General features: G+C 69.4%; 15 protein-coding genes. 11 read left to right on the top strand and 4 right to left on the bottom strand.

The window, feature by feature from the left end; all coding sequences use genetic code 11:
• The first annotated feature begins 92 nt into the window (after positions 1–92).
• Complete coding sequence (locus AC2SGK_RS08530; protein WP_488323155.1) at positions 93–1,214, top strand: Ppx/GppA phosphatase family protein; 1,122 nt, start codon at positions 93–95, stop codon at positions 1,212–1,214.
• Entirely contained in the window at positions 1,214–1,969 is a 756-nt protein-coding gene (locus AC2SGK_RS08535; RefSeq protein WP_488323156.1) for an RlmE family RNA methyltransferase, read from the top strand. The genes AC2SGK_RS08530 and AC2SGK_RS08535 overlap by 1 nt, the downstream gene beginning before the upstream one ends.
• Positions 1,970–2,052: 83 nt before the next feature.
• Here the strand turns inward: AC2SGK_RS08535 and AC2SGK_RS08540 are convergent, their stop codons facing one another.
• Positions 2,053–3,084, bottom strand: a complete 1,032-nt coding sequence (locus AC2SGK_RS08540) for a helix-turn-helix domain-containing protein (RefSeq protein ID WP_488323157.1) — start codon at positions 3,082–3,084, stop codon at positions 2,053–2,055.
• Positions 3,085–3,190: 106 nt separating this feature from the next.
• Positions 3,191–4,072 (bottom strand): tRNA (adenosine(37)-N6)-dimethylallyltransferase MiaA, encoded by an 882-nt coding sequence (gene miaA / locus AC2SGK_RS08545; protein ID WP_488323158.1) that lies wholly within the window; start codon positions 4,070–4,072, stop codon positions 3,191–3,193.
• Between the two features lie 82 nt (positions 4,073–4,154).
• On the opposite strand from miaA, the gene pyrH reads away from it, so the two are divergent.
• From pyrH to AC2SGK_RS08590, 9 genes are all read left to right on the top strand, one after another.
• A complete protein-coding gene (pyrH, locus tag AC2SGK_RS08550) occupies positions 4,155–4,880 on the top strand; it encodes a UMP kinase (RefSeq protein WP_488323159.1) in 726 nt (241 codons plus the stop codon).
• A gap of 1 nt (position 4,881) precedes the next feature.
• Entirely contained in the window at positions 4,882–5,688 is an 807-nt protein-coding gene (locus AC2SGK_RS08555; protein WP_488323160.1) for an ion transporter, read from the top strand.
• Positions 5,689–5,781: 93 nt separating this feature from the next.
• Positions 5,782–6,345 (top strand): ribosome recycling factor, encoded by a 564-nt coding sequence (frr, locus tag AC2SGK_RS08560; protein ID WP_488323161.1) that lies wholly within the window; start codon positions 5,782–5,784, stop codon positions 6,343–6,345.
• Between the two features lie 7 nt (positions 6,346–6,352).
• Positions 6,353–7,093 (top strand): polyprenyl diphosphate synthase, encoded by a 741-nt coding sequence (uppS, locus tag AC2SGK_RS08565; RefSeq protein ID WP_488323162.1) that lies wholly within the window; start codon positions 6,353–6,355, stop codon positions 7,091–7,093.
• Positions 7,090–7,932: a phosphatidate cytidylyltransferase gene (locus tag AC2SGK_RS08570; RefSeq protein WP_488323163.1), complete on the top strand. Its 843-nt coding sequence runs from the start codon at positions 7,090–7,092 to the stop codon at positions 7,930–7,932. The genes uppS and AC2SGK_RS08570 overlap by 4 nt, the downstream gene beginning before the upstream one ends.
• Positions 7,933–7,935: 3 nt before the next feature.
• The gene (dxr, locus tag AC2SGK_RS08575) at positions 7,936–9,087 is read left to right on the top strand and encodes a 1-deoxy-D-xylulose-5-phosphate reductoisomerase (protein ID WP_488323164.1); all 1,152 of its coding nucleotides are present in this window, start codon (positions 7,936–7,938) and stop codon (positions 9,085–9,087) included.
• Complete coding sequence (rseP, locus tag AC2SGK_RS08580) at positions 9,084–10,406, top strand: RIP metalloprotease RseP (protein WP_488323165.1); 1,323 nt, start codon at positions 9,084–9,086, stop codon at positions 10,404–10,406. The genes dxr and rseP overlap by 4 nt, the downstream gene beginning before the upstream one ends.
• Positions 10,407–10,505: 99 nt before the next feature.
• Entirely contained in the window at positions 10,506–12,806 is a 2,301-nt protein-coding gene (gene bamA, locus AC2SGK_RS08585) for an outer membrane protein assembly factor BamA (RefSeq protein WP_488323166.1), read from the top strand.
• On the top strand, positions 12,806–13,489 hold the full coding sequence (locus AC2SGK_RS08590) for an OmpH/Skp family outer membrane protein (protein WP_488323167.1): 684 nt from the start codon (positions 12,806–12,808) through the stop codon (positions 13,487–13,489). The genes bamA and AC2SGK_RS08590 overlap by 1 nt, the downstream gene beginning before the upstream one ends.
• On the opposite strand, the gene AC2SGK_RS08595 is transcribed toward AC2SGK_RS08590, so the two are convergent.
• Both AC2SGK_RS08595 and AC2SGK_RS08600 read right to left on the bottom strand, forming a co-directional pair.
• Entirely contained in the window at positions 13,486–14,424 is a 939-nt protein-coding gene (locus AC2SGK_RS08595; RefSeq protein ID WP_488323168.1) for a nucleoside hydrolase, read from the bottom strand. The genes AC2SGK_RS08590 and AC2SGK_RS08595 overlap by 4 nt on opposite strands.
• Positions 14,425–14,525: 101 nt before the next feature.
• Positions 14,526–15,527, bottom strand: a complete 1,002-nt coding sequence (locus tag AC2SGK_RS08600; protein WP_488323169.1) for a Fe(3+) ABC transporter substrate-binding protein — start codon at positions 15,525–15,527, stop codon at positions 14,526–14,528.
• Positions 15,528–15,593 lie beyond the last annotated feature (66 nt).

Genomic DNA, 15,593 nt, shown 5'->3' on the forward strand with positions numbered 1-15,593 from the left:
CCGGTGCGGCGGATGGGCCGGCGCGCGGCCTCTTGAATGACACCGGCGGTCAGGCTACCTTTTGGGCAACTTGTCATCGGAGGGCGTGTGTCATGACGCCCAAGCGTCCTGCGGGTGCGGACGCGTTCCCGAGAAATACGGTCGAGCCGTCGGGCACCCGACAACCCGAGGAAGGGGCGCTGTACGCGGCCCTGGATTTGGGAACGAATTCTTGCCGGATGCTGATTGCCCGACCGACGGGCAGTCAGTTTCAGGTCGTCGACAGCTTCTCCAAGCCGGTTCAGCTTGGGCAGGGGCTGGAAGCTTCGGGACGCCTGTCCCGCAGCTCGATGGCGCGTACCGTGCACGCGCTGCAGGTCTGCAAGCGCAAGCTGGATCAGCACAAGGTGCGCAACATGCGCCTGGTGGCGACCGAGGCGTGCAGGCGGGCCCGCAACAGCCGCGACTTCCTGCGCACCATTCGCCGCGAGACCGGCCTGCCCATCGAGATCATCGGTGCCGAGGAGGAGGCACGGCTGGCCGTCATCAGCTGCGCCCCGCTGGTCAGCCACAAGACCGAGACGCTGATGGTCGTCGATATCGGCGGCGGCTCGACCGAGCTGGTCTGGATCGACCTGGAGGATGTGGAGCCCAAGGAGCGTCCGCGGGCGATCATGCGCCTGTCGGAGGGCTTCGGCAATCCGCAGCCCGGCGGCGCGCGGGTCGTGGACTGGATCAGCGTGCCGATGGGCGTGGCGACGCTGCGCGACCAGTTCGCGGATGTCGAGGACGACCAGGGCCGCTTCGCGCTGATGTCGTGGTTCTTCGAGGAGGCGCTGTCGGGCTTCACCCCCTATGCGGACGGATCGCCCGACGAGGGGTTCCAGATCATCGGCACGTCGGGCACGGTCACCACGGTCGCGGCCAGTTTCCTGGGCCTGCGCCGCTATGACCGGACCAAGGTGGACGGGCTGGAGATGACCAGTGACCAGATCGACCGGGTGATCCATTCCTATCTGCAGCTGGGTCCCGAAGGGCGGCGCACCGACCCGCGCATCGGCCGCGAGCATCACGCGCTGATCATGTCGGGCGCCGCGATCCTGCAGACGCTGATGCGGGTCTGGCCCACGACCAAGCTGTCCGTGGCCGATCGCGGCCTGCGCGAGGGGTTGCTTTATGCCCAGATGGTGCGCGATGGGGTGCTGACGCCCGAAGGACTGAACGGAGTGGCCTGATGACGAAACAACCCACCAGCCGGGCCGGCAAGACCAGCGGCCGCGGCACGCGCGACCTGAAGGTGCGCGTCAAGACCGCCAAGGGCCGCAAGATGTCCTCCAAGCTGTGGCTGGAGCGGCAGCTGAACGACCCCTATGTCGCGCGCGCCAAGCGCGAGGGCTATCGCGGGCGGGCGGCCTACAAGATCATCGAGCTGGACGACAAGTACCGCTTCCTGGTGCCGGGGGCGCGGGTGGTCGATCTGGGCTGCGCGCCGGGGGGCTGGTGCCAGGTGGCCGTGGCCCGCGTGAACGCCTTGGGCGAGAAGTCGGGCAAAAAGGTCGGCCGGGTGCTGGGTCTGGATCTTCAGGAGGTGGATCCGATCGTCGGGGCCGAGATCCACGTGCTGGACTTCCTGTCCGAGGGCGCGGACGATCTGGTGAAGGGCTGGCTGGGCGGGCCGGCGGACGTGGTGATGTCGGACATGGCCGCGGCCTCGTCGGGGCACAAGGGCACGGACCATATCCGCATCGTCGCGCTGGTCGAGGCGGCGGCGCAACTGGCCTTCGACGTGCTGGAACCGGGCGGAACCTTCGTCGCCAAGGTGCTGGCGGGCGGTGCCGAGACCGAGATGCAGGCCATGCTGAAGCGCAACTTCGCCAAGGTCGCGAACGTCAAGCCTCCGGCCAGCCGCAGCGATTCCTCGGAGAAGTTCGTGGTCGCCACTGGATTTCACGGCCGCAACGTCCCCGAGGACGAGGCCCGCGACGCCTGATCGCGTCCCGCGCCGCCCCGGGGGATTGAGGCATCCCCCGGACCCCCTGCGCCATAGTGCTGACGTTCGACGGCGGCGGCCCGTCAGGGGGCGGGCGGGCGACGCATCTGGCTGCGATAGGTTTCGGGCGTGCGCCCCGTGGCAGTGACGAAGGCGCGGGTGAAGTGAGTGTGGCTGCAATAGCCCAGATCCTGAGCGATGCGCGGCGCGGGGCGGTCTGTATGGGTCAGCATCTCGGCCGCGCGCTCCAGCCTCAGGCCGTTCAGCAGGTCGATGGCGCGGCGGCCGCGCGCCTCCAGGCAGGCGCGGTCCAGCTGCGTCAGCGTTGTGTCCAGGTCCTGCGCCATCTCGGCCAGGGTTCGGGCCGATCCGATCTGGACCCCGGCCAGCGTCAGGAAGCGGTCCACCATCGGGCGGTCCGCCTGCGGACCGGCAGGATCGCCCCGCCCGTCGCGCTGCGGCTCCAGCCGGGAGAGGCGCAGCGACAGCACGTTCAGATAGCAGTCCAGCGCCTGACGGTCGCCGCTGCGCGCGGCCTCCTCGACCAGCGCGTGCAGCGTCGCCTCGAGGACGGCTGCGCCCTGTCCGGCCTGTCCGGCCACGACGGCGCCGGGCCAGGGGGGATCCACCTCGTTCACCAGTTCGGGCGCGATGAGCAGCACATGGCCCTGAGCGCCGTCCTGGGGGCGGGCGACGAAGGCCGTGCCCGCCGGGATCAGCCGCACGCAGCCCGCGCGCATCAGGCCGCCGTTGCGCGGAAAGTCCAGCCGCATCAGCCCCTCGGTCACCCAGACCAGCGTGTGGTCGGGCCGCGTGCGGGGCTGGGGCGGCTGGCTGCGGCTGCCCCATGCGAAGGCCCCGAGCGGCATCAGCCGCAGGCTGGCCTTGCGCGGGGCGAAGCGGCGCGAGGCGGGCGCCACGCGCACCGTCAGCGCATCGGGCACCACGATCCGGCCGGAGGTCGCCATGGGCAGCCGCCGTGCGGGCAGGCCCGCATCCGGAACCTGGGGCGCGGCGACGTCGATCGCCCCGCGCGCGGCCCTGCCGAGCGGGCCGAGGCGCGAGGGTGAAAACGGAAAGCCGCCTTTCCAGCCAGAGCGTTCCCAGAGCGACATGGATGGAGCCCGATCCTTGCAAAACCTCTCGGCGGATTATCGCCCATTCCGGTTTAAACTCAATGAATCGGCGTCGGGTTGCGCATTATCGCGCAAATGGGAGCGGTCAGTTGCCCACGGGCCACAGCTGCCAGTCGCGCATCCGGTTGCGAAACCAGATGCGCTGCGCCTTGGCGTATTGGCAGGACGCAATGACCGCGAGGCGCGCGGCCTCGTCCAGGGAGATGCGGCCCTCCAGATGGGCGATCAGTTCGGGCGCGCCGATGGCCTTGGCCCATTGCGCGGCAGGGTCCCAGAGCGGCCGCATGGCGCGGACCTCCTCCAGCGCGCCCTGGTCCAGCATGGCGTCGAAGCGGCGCGCGATCCGGTCGGCCAGCCAGTCGCGGTCGGCGCTCAGCACGATGCGCTGGCAGGCGGCAGGCTCTAGCAGGGGGGGCGGCGTCTCGGCCTGCCAGGCGATGATGCCGCGCCCGGTGGCGGTCAGCACCTCCCACGCGCGCTGCACGCGCACGGGGTTAGCCAGATCGATCCGCGAGCGGGTGGCGGAGTCCAGCTCCGCCACCAGCGCCGCCAGCCCGCCCGGTTCGGCCAGCCGCGCGTCAGCGGTGGCGCGGACCTCCGGCGGGGTTGGCGGGATCGCCGCCAGCCCGCGCGTCAGCGCACCCAGATAGAGGCCCGTTCCGCCCACCACGATCAGCCGCTGACCCATGAGCGACGCAACGTCACGCAGCCAGTCGCCCACGGAATAGGCTGTCCCCGGCGCGACATGACCATAGAGCGCATGCGGTGCGCGGGCCAGGTCGTCCGGGCCGGGACGCGCGGTCAGCACCCGCCAGCAGGACCAGACCTGCAGCGCGTCGGCATTGACCACCAACCCGCCCTGGGCCTCGGCCACGGCCAGCGCCAGCGCGGATTTGCCGCTGGCCGTCGGCCCGGCGATCAGCAGGTGGCGCGCGGCATCGATCTGTGTCAGGTCAGGGTCGCGCATGGCCGATCCGGGCAGTTGATCCGGCAGCCCTTTTGCGACATTTAACGGCGCGATGAAAGCGACCGGCGACAGGAGCCCCCGAATGACCACCGAGACACCGAAGCAATATGGCCGCGTGATGCTGAAGATCTCGGGCGAGGCGCTGATGGGGGATCAGGGATACGGCCTGCACCCGCCCACCGTCGCCCGCATCGCCAGCGAGGTCGAGGCCGTCCAGTCGATGGGCGTCGAGGTTTGCATGGTGATCGGCGGCGGCAACATCTTCCGCGGCCTGCAGGGCAGCGCCCAGGGGATGGAGCGCACCACCGCCGATTACATGGGCATGCTGGCCACGGTCATGAACGCGCTGGCGATGCAGTCGTCGCTGGAGGCGCGCGGCCTGCACTGCCGGGTGATCAGCGCGATCCGCATGGACGAGGTCTGCGAGCCCTATATCCGCCGCCGCGCCATCCGCCACCTGGAGAAGAAGCGGATCGTGATCTTTGCCGCGGGCACCGGCAACCCCTACTTCACCACCGACACCGCGGCCACGCTGCGCGCCTCCGAGATGAACTGCGAGGCGATCTTCAAGGGCACCAAGGTCGACGGCGTCTATGACAAGGACCCGGTCAAGCATGCCGACGCGAAGCGCTATGGCAATGTCAGCTATGACGAGGTGCTGCAGAAGCATCTGGGCGTGATGGACGCGTCGGCCATCGCGCTGGCCCGCGACAACAAGCTGCCGATCATCGTCTTCTCGCTGGACGCGCCGGGCGGGTTCCGCTCGATCCTGGAAGGCCGGGGGACCTACACGCGGGTCCACAACTGAGATGACCGCCAGCCGTCGCGACCGCATCGACGCGTGGGTCCACGGCCCGCGCGCCCAGGGGTTCATCACCGCCGTCATCCTGTTCAACTCGGTGGTCCTGGGGCTGGAGACCTGGCCCCGCGCGATGGCCGCGGCGGGGCCCTTGCTGATCGCGCTGGACCGGATCTGTCTGGCGATCTTCGTGGCCGAGATCGGGCTGAAGCTTTATGCCCGCGGCTGGCGCTTCTTCCGCGACGGCTGGAATGTCTTCGACTTTGCCGTGGTCGCAATCGCGCTGCTGCCCGCGGCGGAGGGCCTGTCGGTGCTGCGCGCCATGCGCATCCTGCGGCTCTTGCGCATCGTGTCGGTCACGCCGCGCCTGCGCCGGGTGGTCGAGGGGTTCCTGGCCGCGCTGCCCGGCATGGCGTCGGTCTTCCTGCTGATGGGGATCATCTTCTACATCTTCGCGGTGATGGCCACGAACCTGTTCGGCGCGACCTTCCCCGACTGGTTCGGCGACATGGGCAATTCGGCCTATTCGCTGTTCCAGATCATGACGCTGGAAAGCTGGTCCATGGGCATCGTGCGCCCGGTGATGGAGGTCCATCCGCAGGCCTGGCTGTTCTTCGTCCCCTTCATCCTGGTCACCACCTTCGCGGTGATGAACCTGGTCGTGGGCCTGATCGTGAACTCCATGCAGGAGGCCCATTCCGAGGAGGGGACCGCCGCGACCGAGGCCTATCGTGACGAGGTCCTGGCGCGGCTGGAGGCCATCGAGCGGCGGCTGGAGGCGCAGCGCCGGGGCGCGTCCGGTCCGGACGGCGCATGACCGCGCGCGCTGCCGAAAGGCCGGGCAAAGGCTTTGCCAAGCTGCGACATTGTGGTTACAAGCGGAAAAAATCCTAAGCAGAGGCAGTCCGACATGGCTGAGGACATCGAAATCGACATTGACGACCTGGAGCGCCGCATGAAGGGCGCGATGGACAGCCTGCGCGGCGAATTCGCCAGCCTGCGCACCGGCCGCGCCTCGGCCTCGATGATCGATCCCGTTCAGGTCGAGGCCTATGGCCAGATGACCCCCATCAACCAGCTGGGCACCGTGAACGTGCCCGAGCCGCGCATGGTGACGATCAACATCTGGGACAAGGCGATGGTCGGCAAGGTCGAGAAGGCTCTGCGCGAGAGCGGCCTGGGCATCAACCCGCAGCTGAACGGCACCATCATCATGCTGCCCATCCCCGAGCTGAACGAGGAGCGCCGGCGCGAACTGACCAAGGTCGCCGCGCAATATGCCGAAAGCGCCCGCGTCTCGATCCGCAACGTGCGCCGCGACGGCATGGACCAAGTCAAGAAGGGCAAGGCCAACGGCATGCCCGAGGACGACCAGAAGTTCTGGGAGACCGAGATCCAGTCCCTGACCGACCGCATGATCGCGTCGGTCGACGAGGCGCTTGCGGCCAAGCAGGCCGAGATCATGCAGGTCTGAGCGCATCATGGTATGGGGCAGGGGGGCAGCGACGGTGGCACGGACCGATGGCGGGACGGCGCGCCCCCGGCATGTCGCGATCATCATGGACGGCAACGGCCGTTGGGCGACCGAACGCGGCTGGCCGCGACTGGTCGGCCACCGGCGGGGCGCCGAGCGCGTCAAGCAGATCGTGCGCGCCTGTCCCGACCTGGGCGTGGACTGGCTGACGATCTATGCCTTCTCGACCGAGAACTGGAAGCGGTCGACCGAGGAGGTGCTGGGTCTGATGAAGATCTTCCGCCGCTACATCCAGCGCGAGGCCGAGGACATGTCGGTCGAGGGCGTGCGGATGCGCTTCATCGGCGAACGCGGCCGGCTTGACCGCAAGCTGCAGGACCTGATGGCCTCGATCGAGGCGCGCACGGCGGGCAACACGCGGCTGAACCTGACGGTCGCGGTCAATTACGGCGGCCGGGACGAGCTGCTGCGCGCCTCCGCGCGCCTGGCCGAACGCATCGCCCGCGGCGACGTGGCCTCCCCGACCGAGGCCGATTTGGCCGACTGCATGGACACGGCCGGCCATCCCGATCCGGACCTGGTCATCCGCACCTCCGGCGAGACGCGGACCTCCAACTTCCTGCCGTGGCAGGCGGCCTATTCCGAATACGAATTCACCCCGACGCTCTGGCCCGACTTCACGCCCGACCATCTAGCGACGATCCTGGACCGCTTCGGGCTGCGCGACCGGCGCTTCGGCGGCGCATGACGGCACGACGCATCCCGCAGGGTCAGGCCGGCCCGGGCAAATGGGCCGACCTGTCGCGGCGCGTGGCCTCGACGCTGGTGCTTCTGGCGATCGGCGTGCTGCTGGCGGTGGCGCAGGGGCCGTGGCTCAGGCTGGGCATGGCGGTCATCTCGGCCATCACCTTCTGGGAGCTGGCGGCGATGACCGGCTGGCGCAACCCGGCGCGCCACGTCACGCTGTTCGGCCGCTCCCGCCCCATCGCGCTGGCGGCCATCGCGGGCCTGTCGCAGGCGGTCGCGCTGACCGGCCTGCCTTGGGCGTGGATGGCGCTGGCGGTGCCGATCCTGCTGGGCCTGCCGGGCGCGTCCCGGCGCGACCGCGCCACCTATGCGCTGTTCGGCATCGCGATCCTGATCGTGGCCTTCGGGCTGGTGGGGTTCCGCGAGAATTACGGCCTGAACTTCGTGCTGTGGCTGATGGGGGTCATCATCATCTCGGACACGGCCGGCTATTTCTTCGGGCGGATGCTGGGCGGACCCAAGTTCTGGCCCGCCCTCAGCCCCAAGAAGACCTGGTCGGGCACCGCGGCGGGCTGGATCGGCAGCTGCCTGTTCGGCGCCGTCCTGTGGGTGGCCGGACAGGGCGATGCGGCGCTGATCTGGGTCTCGCCACTGGTATGCTTTGCGGGGCAGATGGGCGATCTGGCCGAAAGCTGGCTCAAGCGGCGGGCGGGCAAGAAGGACAGCTCGAACCTGATCCCGGGGCATGGCGGCTTCATGGATCGTTTTGACGCAGTGACCGGCGCGGTCCTGGCCGCCATGCTGATCGGTGTCCTGACGCGCCTGCCCGTGGTGAACTGACCGATGCGACGCATTTCCATCTTCGGGGCCACCGGCTCGGTCGGGGCCAATGGCGTCGACCTGATCCGCCGCGACCCGGACGCCTATCGCACCGTTGCGCTGACCGGCGGGCGCAACATCGCGCGGCTGGCGCAGATGGCCCGCGACCTGCGCGCCGAGATCGCCGTGACCGCCCATGAGGATGCGCTGGACGACCTGCGCGCCGCGCTGGCGGGCAGCGGGGTCGAGGTCGCCGCCGGACCGCAGGCGCTGATCGAGGCCGCCGCGCGGCCCGCCGACTGGATCCTGTCGGCCATTGTGGGATCGGCGGGGCTGGCTCCGGGGCTGGCGGGGCTCGCGCAGGGCGGGGTCCTGGCGCTGGCCAACAAGGAATCGCTGGTCTGCGCCGGCGCGCTGCTGAGCGGCACGGCGGCGGCCTCGGGCGCGACCATCCTGCCGGTGGACAGCGAACATTCCGCGCTGTTTCAGGCGCTTGGGGCGGACAAGCTCGACAGCGTCAAGGATGTGACCATTACCGCCTCGGGCGGCGCCTTCCGCGATTGGCCGCTGGAGCGGCTGGCGGCGGCGACGGTGGCCGAGGCCTCGACCCATCCCAACTGGGCCATGGGTCAGCGCATCACAATCGACAGCGCGTCGATGTTCAACAAGGCAATGGAGGTCATTGAGGCCAAGGAGTTCTTCGGTCTGGACGCGGCGCGCATCAAGGTGCTGGTCCATCCCGAATCCATCATCCACGCCATGGTCACCCATCATGACGGCGGCACCATCGCGCATCTGGGCGCGCCCGACATGCGCCACGCCATCGGCTATGCCCTGCACTGGCCGGCGCGCCGCCCCCTGCCGGTCCCGGCGCTGGACCTGGCCGCGATCGGCAGCCTGACCTTCCGCGCGCCCGACGAAGTCCGCTGGCCCGCCCTGCGCCTGGCGCGCGAGGTGATGGCCGCGGGCGGGGCGGCGGGCGCGGTCTTCAACGCCGCCAAGGAACAGGCGCTGGACGACTTCATCGCGGGTCGCATCCGCTTCACCGACATGGCCCCGCGGGTCGAGGCCACGCTGGAGGCGCTGTCCGCCGAGCCCGGCTTTGCCCGCGACCCCGAAGACCTGCCCACCGTCCTGGACTGGGACGCGATGGCCCGACGAAAGGCCGCCCGATGATCGACACCGTCCTGCAGACCGGCGGCACGCTTCTGGCCTTCGTCACGGCGCTGGCGGTGATCGTGACGGTGCATGAATACGGCCATTACATCGTCGGCCGCTGGTCGGGCATCCGCGCCGAGGTGTTCAGCGTCGGCTTTGGCCCGCGGCTGGTCTCGCGGCGCGACCGGCGCGGCACGGTCTGGCAGGTCGCGGCGCTGCCGCTCGGCGGCTATGTCCGGTTCCTGGGCGACGACAACGTGGCCAGTGCGGGTCCCGGGCGCGCGGTCGATCCGGCGCTGCGGCGGCAGACCTTGCAGGGCGCGCCGCTCTGGGCGCGCTTCGCCACGCTGCTGGCGGGGCCGGTGTTCAACTTCGTGCTGTCCATTGCGGTCTTCGCGGGTTTCGCCATCGTCCAGGGCCTGCCGGTGGAGGAGGTCCGCGTGGGCCGCGTGACCGAGGCCCCACCCGGCATCGCCAGCGACCTGCAGCCCGGCGACCGCATCCTGTCCGTGGGCGGGCAGCCCGTGGCAAGCTGGGCCGATATCGGGGCTGCGACCGCCACGCTGGAGCCGGCCCCCCGCGTCGATTGGGAGGTCGAGCGCGACGGACGCCGCCTGACCGTCGCCGGACCCGACCCGATGCCCGCGCTGATCGGCGGCGTCGCCCCGCGCAGCGCCGCGGCCGATGCGGGTCTCCGGGCGGGCGACGTGGTCCTGGTCATCGGCGACCGGCCCGTCACCCGCTTCACCCAGATCCGCGAGGCGGTGGACGCGGCCGAAGGGGCGCCCCTGGCCCTGCGCCTGTGGCGGCCGGGCGCCGGAGAGATCGACGTGACGCTGACGCCGAAACTGTCGGACCTGCCCGCCGAGGGCGGCGGCTTCGAGCAGCGCTGGCTGATCGGGGTGACCGGCGGCGGCGGCTTCTTCACCCCGGAGACCCGCAGCGCCGGCCCGCTGGAGGCGCTGTCCCTGGGGGTGGGGCAGACGTGGGGGATCATCACCTCGTCGCTGACGGGGATGTGGGCGATGATCTCGGGGCAGATCGGCACCTGCAACCTGGGCGGCGCGATCAGCATCGCGGAAAGCACCGGGCAGGCCGCCAGCGCGGGGGGCGCGAACTTCCTGTGGTGGATCGCGGTCCTGTCGGCGGCCATCGGCTTTCTGAACCTGCTGCCGATCCCGGTCCTCGATGGGGGTCACCTGATGTTCTATGCCTACGAGGCCGTCCGGGGGCGTCCGCCATCGGAGCGCGCGCTGAACCTGCTGACCGCGATCGGCATGGCGGCGGTGCTGTCACTGATGATTTTCGGGCTCACGAACGATCTTTTCTGCCCCTGACGCGCATGCGCTTTTGACAGCGCGGCCCTCTTGGCGCTAGAGACCATAGGCAAAACGACAGCCCGAACCGGGCGCGTGCAGGCGGATAGAGGGGCCATCATGGAACGGAAACTGGGCAAGGGCGCGCTGGCGCTGGTGACGTCCCTGGCGATCGCGATGCCGGCGGGTCTGGTCCCGCTTGAGGCTCGCGCCGCCGTCTTCGGCAGCATCGTCGTGCAGGGCAACCAGCAGATCGAGACCGGCGCCGTCCTGTCCACCCTAGCCCTGCCTCAGGGCCAAGACCTCAGCCCCGGAGAGATCAACGACGGCTTGCAGCGCCTGCAGAATTCCGGCCTGTTCGAGTCGGTCGAGCTGATCCCGCAGGGCGGAACCCTGGTCGTGCGCGTCAGCGAATACCCGATCGTCAACCAGATCAGCTTCGAGGGCAACCGCCGCCTGAACGACGAGCGTCTGGCCGAGATCGTGCGCAGCGAGGCGCGCCGCGTCTATCAGCCCGCCCAGGCCATCCAGGACGCGCAGGCTATCGCCCAGATCTATGCCGCCGAAGGGCGCCTGGCCGCCCGCGTCGATCCGCGCATCATCCGCCGCAGCGGCAACCGCGTCGATCTGGTCTTCGAGATCCGCGAGGGCAACGTCACCGAGATCGAACGCATCAGCTTTGTCGGCAACCGCGCTTATTCGGACCGCCGGCTGCGCAACGTGCTGGAGACCAAACAGGCGGGCCTGCTGCGCACCTTCATCCGCCGCGACACGTTCGCGCCCGAGCGCATCCCGCTGGACGAGCAGCTCCTGACCGACTTCTACCGCTCGCAGGGTTACGCCGACTTCCGCGTGCAGGGCGTCGCCCCTGAGATCGCGCGCGAACGCGACGCGTTCTTCATCACCTTCAACATCCAGGAAGGCCCGCGCTATCGCTTCGGGCGCGTCCAGACCGTCTCCGAGATCCCCGGCGTCGATGCCGCGGCCTTTGCCGAGCAGAGCCGCGTGCGGCGCGGAACCTACTACAACCCCTCGGTCATCGACACGTCGATCCGGCGGATGGAGACCATCGCCATCCAGCAGGGCCTGAACTTCGTCAACATCGAGCCGCGCGTCACCCGCAACCCCGAGAACCAGACCCTGGACCTGACCTTCGCCCTGACCCGCGGTCAGCGCATCTTCGTCGAGCGCATCGACATCGAGGGCAACACCACGACCCTGGACGAGGTGATCCGCCGCCAGTTCACTACCGTCGAGGGCGACCCCTTCAACCCGCGCGAGATCCGCAATTCGGCCGAGCGCGTGCGCGCCCTGGGCTATTTCGCCGATGCGCAGGTCCAGACCCGCGAGGGCAGCAGCCCCGACCAGGTCATCGTTGGCGTCAACGTCGAGGAGCAGCCGACCGGTTCGCTGTCCCTGGGCGCGGGCTACGGCGTCAATTCGGGCGTGGGCTTCAACATCGGCCTGACCGAGCGCAACTTCCTAGGCCGCGGGCAGACCGTCGGCCTGCAGCTGCAGACCGCGACCGACGACGCCTCGGCCAGCATCAACTTCGTCGAGCCGTTCTTCCTGGGCCGCGACCTGCGCTTCGGCTTCTCGGCCAGCTATGCCGAGACGGACGGGCTGAACTCGGATTACGACACCCGCCAGATCCGCGTGCAGCCGTCGCTGGAATTCCCGGTCTCCGAGAACGGCCGGCTGGAGCTGCGCTATCGCATCTCCGAGGACAAGCTGACCGGCGTGACCGAGGACAGCTCGCAGCTGCTGATCGACGAGGAGGGCACGCGCCTGACCTCGGCCCTGGGCTATACCTACAACTGGGATTCGCGCCGCACCGGGCTGGATCCGCTGACCGCCTACCGGTTCCGCTTCTCGCAGGACTTCGCGGGCGCGGGCGGCGACACCAAGACCATCACCACCACCGCCCTGGCCGGCGTCGAGAGCAACGCCTGGCGCGAGAGCGTGACGCTGCGTGCCGAGCTGGAGGCCGGGGCGATCTACACCTATGGCGACTATTCGACCTGGATCCTGGACCGCTTCCGCACCGGCAACCGCGTCCGCGGCTTCGAGCCGAACGGCATCGGCCCGCGCGACCTGCAGGCGGAGAACCAGGACGGCCTGGGCGGCAACTACTACTGGGCGGCCCGCGCCGAGGCGCAGTTCCCCCTGGGCCTGCCCGAGGAATACGGCATCGAGGGCGGCCTGTTCGCCGATGTCGGATCGCTCTGGGGTCTGGATCAGCGCGTCGGCACCGACGGGGTGCTGGTCGATGACGACATGTATGTGCGCGCCGCCGTGGGCGCCTCGATCTTCTGGACCACGCCCATCGGTCCGCTGCGCTTCAACTTCTCGCAGGCGCTGAAGAAGGAGGATTACGACCTGGAACAGAACTTCGACCTGACGATCCAGACGACGTTCTGATGCGGCGCGGCGCGGCGACCCTCGCGGCGGTGCTGCTGGCCGGTCCCCTGGCCGCCCAGCAGCCCGCGGCCGATCTGCCGGTTCCTGCGACGGAACCGCAGGACGCCGATCCGGGCGACCCGCAGCTGCCGCCCGTGGTTGCGCCCTCGACGCTGCCCAGCACCGTCGTTCCCGGGCCGGGCGATCTGGCCGAGAACGCGCCGATCCTGACGCTGGACCTGGATGTGCTCTACCTGAACTCGGCCTGGGGCCTGCGCGCGCAGGCCGAACTGGAGGCCGAGGGCGCCGAGGTCGCGGCCGAGAACGAGCGCCTGACCCAGCTTCTCTCCTCCGAGGAGGCCGCGCTGACCCAGCAGCGCGCGACGCTGGACGCCGCGCGCTTTCGCGAACTGGCCGAGGCGTTCGATCTGCGCGCGACCCGCATCCGCCGCGAACGCGCGCAGGCCGTCCAGGACCTGAACACCTGGGCCGAGAGCGACCGCGCCGCCTTCTTCCGCGACGCGCTGCCGGTGATGGGACAGATCATGCAGGAACGCGGCGCCGTGGCGGTGCTGGACCGGCGCACGGTCTTCGTGTCGCTGGACGCGATCGACGTGACGCAGCAGCTGATCGACACGCTGGATCAGCGGATCGGCGACGGGCAGGGCGCGGTGCCGCTGCCCGCGCAGCCCGGAACGGACTAGGGCAGCCGCGCGATCCGTTCGGACAGGAGCGCGAACAGCGCGTCCCGGTCCACATCCTTCAGGAAAAGCGCGTTCGGCGCGCGCCCGCTGACCCGCCACCAGTCGGCGACCGTCATGCCGGTGGTCCAGCGGCCCTCGGTCTCGATCTCGACGTTGATCTCGCGGCCTTGGAACAGGTCGGGCCGCAGCAGCCAGGCGATGGTGCAGGGGTCGTGCAGCGGCGCGCCGAGGCTGCCGTATTTGGCCGTGTCGAAACGCTCGAAGAAATCGGTCCAGCCCGCGACGGCGGGACCGCAGCGGCCGGGCAGGGCGCGCATGGCATCGACCCATTCGCGATCCGTCAGCGCCTTGTGGGTCACGTCCAGCGGCATGACGACCAGCGGCACGCCCGCGGAAAAGACCTCGGCCGCGGCTTCGGGATCGACATAGATGTTGAACTCGGCGGCGGGGGTGATGTTGCCCACCTCGAAATAGGCGCCGCCCATCAGCACGATCCGCTGCACCCGCCCGATGATGTCGGGGGCGCGGCGGAAGGCCTCGGCGACGTTGGTCAGCGGGCCGATGGCGACCAGCGTGACGGTGCCCGCCTCATGCGCGCGCAGCGTGTCGATGATGAACTCGACGCCATGGACCTCCTGCAGGGGCAGCACAGGCTCGGGCAGTTCGATCCCGTCCAGGCCGGTCTTGCCGTGGACATGTTCGGCCGTGACCAGATCGCGCGACAGCGGCCGATCGCAGCCGGCATAGACCGGAATGTCGGTCCGGCCCGACAGCTCGACCACCTTGCGCGCGTTCACCTGCGTCAGCGCCAGCGGCACGTTGCCCGCCACCGCGACGACGCCCAGAACCTCCAGCTCGGGCGAGGCCAGCGCCAGCAGGATCGCCACGGCGTCGTCTTGGCCGGGATCGGTGTCGATGATGATCTTCTGCGCCAATTCCGCTCTCCCTCCGGTCCGGACGCGGATTTGTGCGTCAGTATGGAAAAAGGCGCAAGCCCTTGTCTGCGCCTTTCTTTTTCTTCGTGATCGCGCCCTGATCAGCCGTCGAAGTTGACGCGCTCGATCAGGTCCAGCGCCTGCGGGCGCAGGTCCGAGATCTCGGTCAGGGTCAGGTCGTCCGGGGTGAACTCGCCCCAGCTGGCGACCAGCTCCGAACGCTCGACGCCTTCCTTGACCGGGAACTCGTTGTTGGTCTCGGCATAGATGCGCTGCGCCTCATCGCCGGCCAGGAACTGCATCAGCTGCAGTGCCGCGTCGCGGTTCGGGGCCGATTTGGTCATCGCCACGCCCGAGACGTTCACATGCGTGCCGCCATCCTCAAAGGTCGGGAAGACGATGCGGACCGATTCGGCCCATTCCTGCTGCTCGGGGTCCTTCAGCATGGCGCCCATGTAATAGGTGTTGCCCAGGCTGATGTCGCATTCGCCGGCCCAGATCGACTTGACCTGGTCGCGGTCGCCGCCCTCCGGGCGCTTGGCCAGGTTCGCCTTGACGCCCTCCAGCCAGGCGACCGTCTCCTCCTCGCCGTGATGGGCCAGATATGCCGCGGTCAGCGCGACGTTGTAGTCGTTGGTGAAGCTGCGGGTGCAGATGCGGCCCTGCCACTTCGGATCGGCCAGGTCCTCGTAGGTGGTCACCTCGCCATCGGCCACGCGGTCCTTGTGGGCATAGACGACGCGGGCGCGGGTGGTCAGGGCGAACCACTGGTTCTCGTCGTCCCGCAGCGCCGCGGGGATCGCCTCGGTCAGGGTCGCGTCATCGACCGGCTGCAGAACGCCCGCCTCCTTGACCTCGCCCAAACGCGCCACGTCCACGGTCAGCACCAGATCGGCCGGAGAGCGGTCGCCCTCGGCCTGCAGGCGCTCGACCATGCCCTTGTCCACGAAGGCCACGTTCACGGTGATGCCGGTCTCGGCGGTGAAGGCGTCGATCAGGGGCTGGATCAGCTCGGGCTGACGGTGGGAATAGACGTTCACCTCCTGGGCCAGGGCGGGCATGGCGGTGGCACCCAGCAGCGAGGCAAGGATCAGGGGACGCATGTTGACTCCTTTGGTCAGAATATGAATGGCGTTCTGGCCTATCCCTAGCGTTCCTGTCAATCTTTT

This window comes from Paracoccus sp. NIOT.M2S5SZ12, from assembly GCF_057748165.1.

Coding starts and splice junctions, on each gene's coding strand:
- AC2SGK_RS08530 (WP_488323155.1), top strand. CDS start 93: ATGACGCCCAAGCGTCCTGCGGGTGCGGACGCGTTCCCGAGAAATACG.
- AC2SGK_RS08535 (WP_488323156.1), top strand. CDS start 1,214: ATGACGAAACAACCCACCAGCCGGGCCGGCAAGACCAGCGGCCGCGGC.
- AC2SGK_RS08540 (WP_488323157.1), bottom strand. CDS start 3,084: ATGTCGCTCTGGGAACGCTCTGGCTGGAAAGGCGGCTTTCCGTTTTCA.
- miaA (WP_488323158.1), bottom strand. CDS start 4,072: ATGCGCGACCCTGACCTGACACAGATCGATGCCGCGCGCCACCTGCTG.
- pyrH (WP_488323159.1), top strand. CDS start 4,155: ATGACCACCGAGACACCGAAGCAATATGGCCGCGTGATGCTGAAGATC.
- AC2SGK_RS08555 (WP_488323160.1), top strand. CDS start 4,882: ATGACCGCCAGCCGTCGCGACCGCATCGACGCGTGGGTCCACGGCCCG.
- frr (WP_488323161.1), top strand. CDS start 5,782: ATGGCTGAGGACATCGAAATCGACATTGACGACCTGGAGCGCCGCATG.
- uppS (WP_488323162.1), top strand. CDS start 6,353: ATGGTATGGGGCAGGGGGGCAGCGACGGTGGCACGGACCGATGGCGGG.
- AC2SGK_RS08570 (WP_488323163.1), top strand. CDS start 7,090: ATGACGGCACGACGCATCCCGCAGGGTCAGGCCGGCCCGGGCAAATGG.
- dxr (WP_488323164.1), top strand. CDS start 7,936: ATGCGACGCATTTCCATCTTCGGGGCCACCGGCTCGGTCGGGGCCAAT.
- rseP (WP_488323165.1), top strand. CDS start 9,084: ATGATCGACACCGTCCTGCAGACCGGCGGCACGCTTCTGGCCTTCGTC.
- bamA (WP_488323166.1), top strand. CDS start 10,506: ATGGAACGGAAACTGGGCAAGGGCGCGCTGGCGCTGGTGACGTCCCTG.
- AC2SGK_RS08590 (WP_488323167.1), top strand. CDS start 12,806: ATGCGGCGCGGCGCGGCGACCCTCGCGGCGGTGCTGCTGGCCGGTCCC.
- AC2SGK_RS08600 (WP_488323169.1), bottom strand. CDS start 15,527: ATGCGTCCCCTGATCCTTGCCTCGCTGCTGGGTGCCACCGCCATGCCC.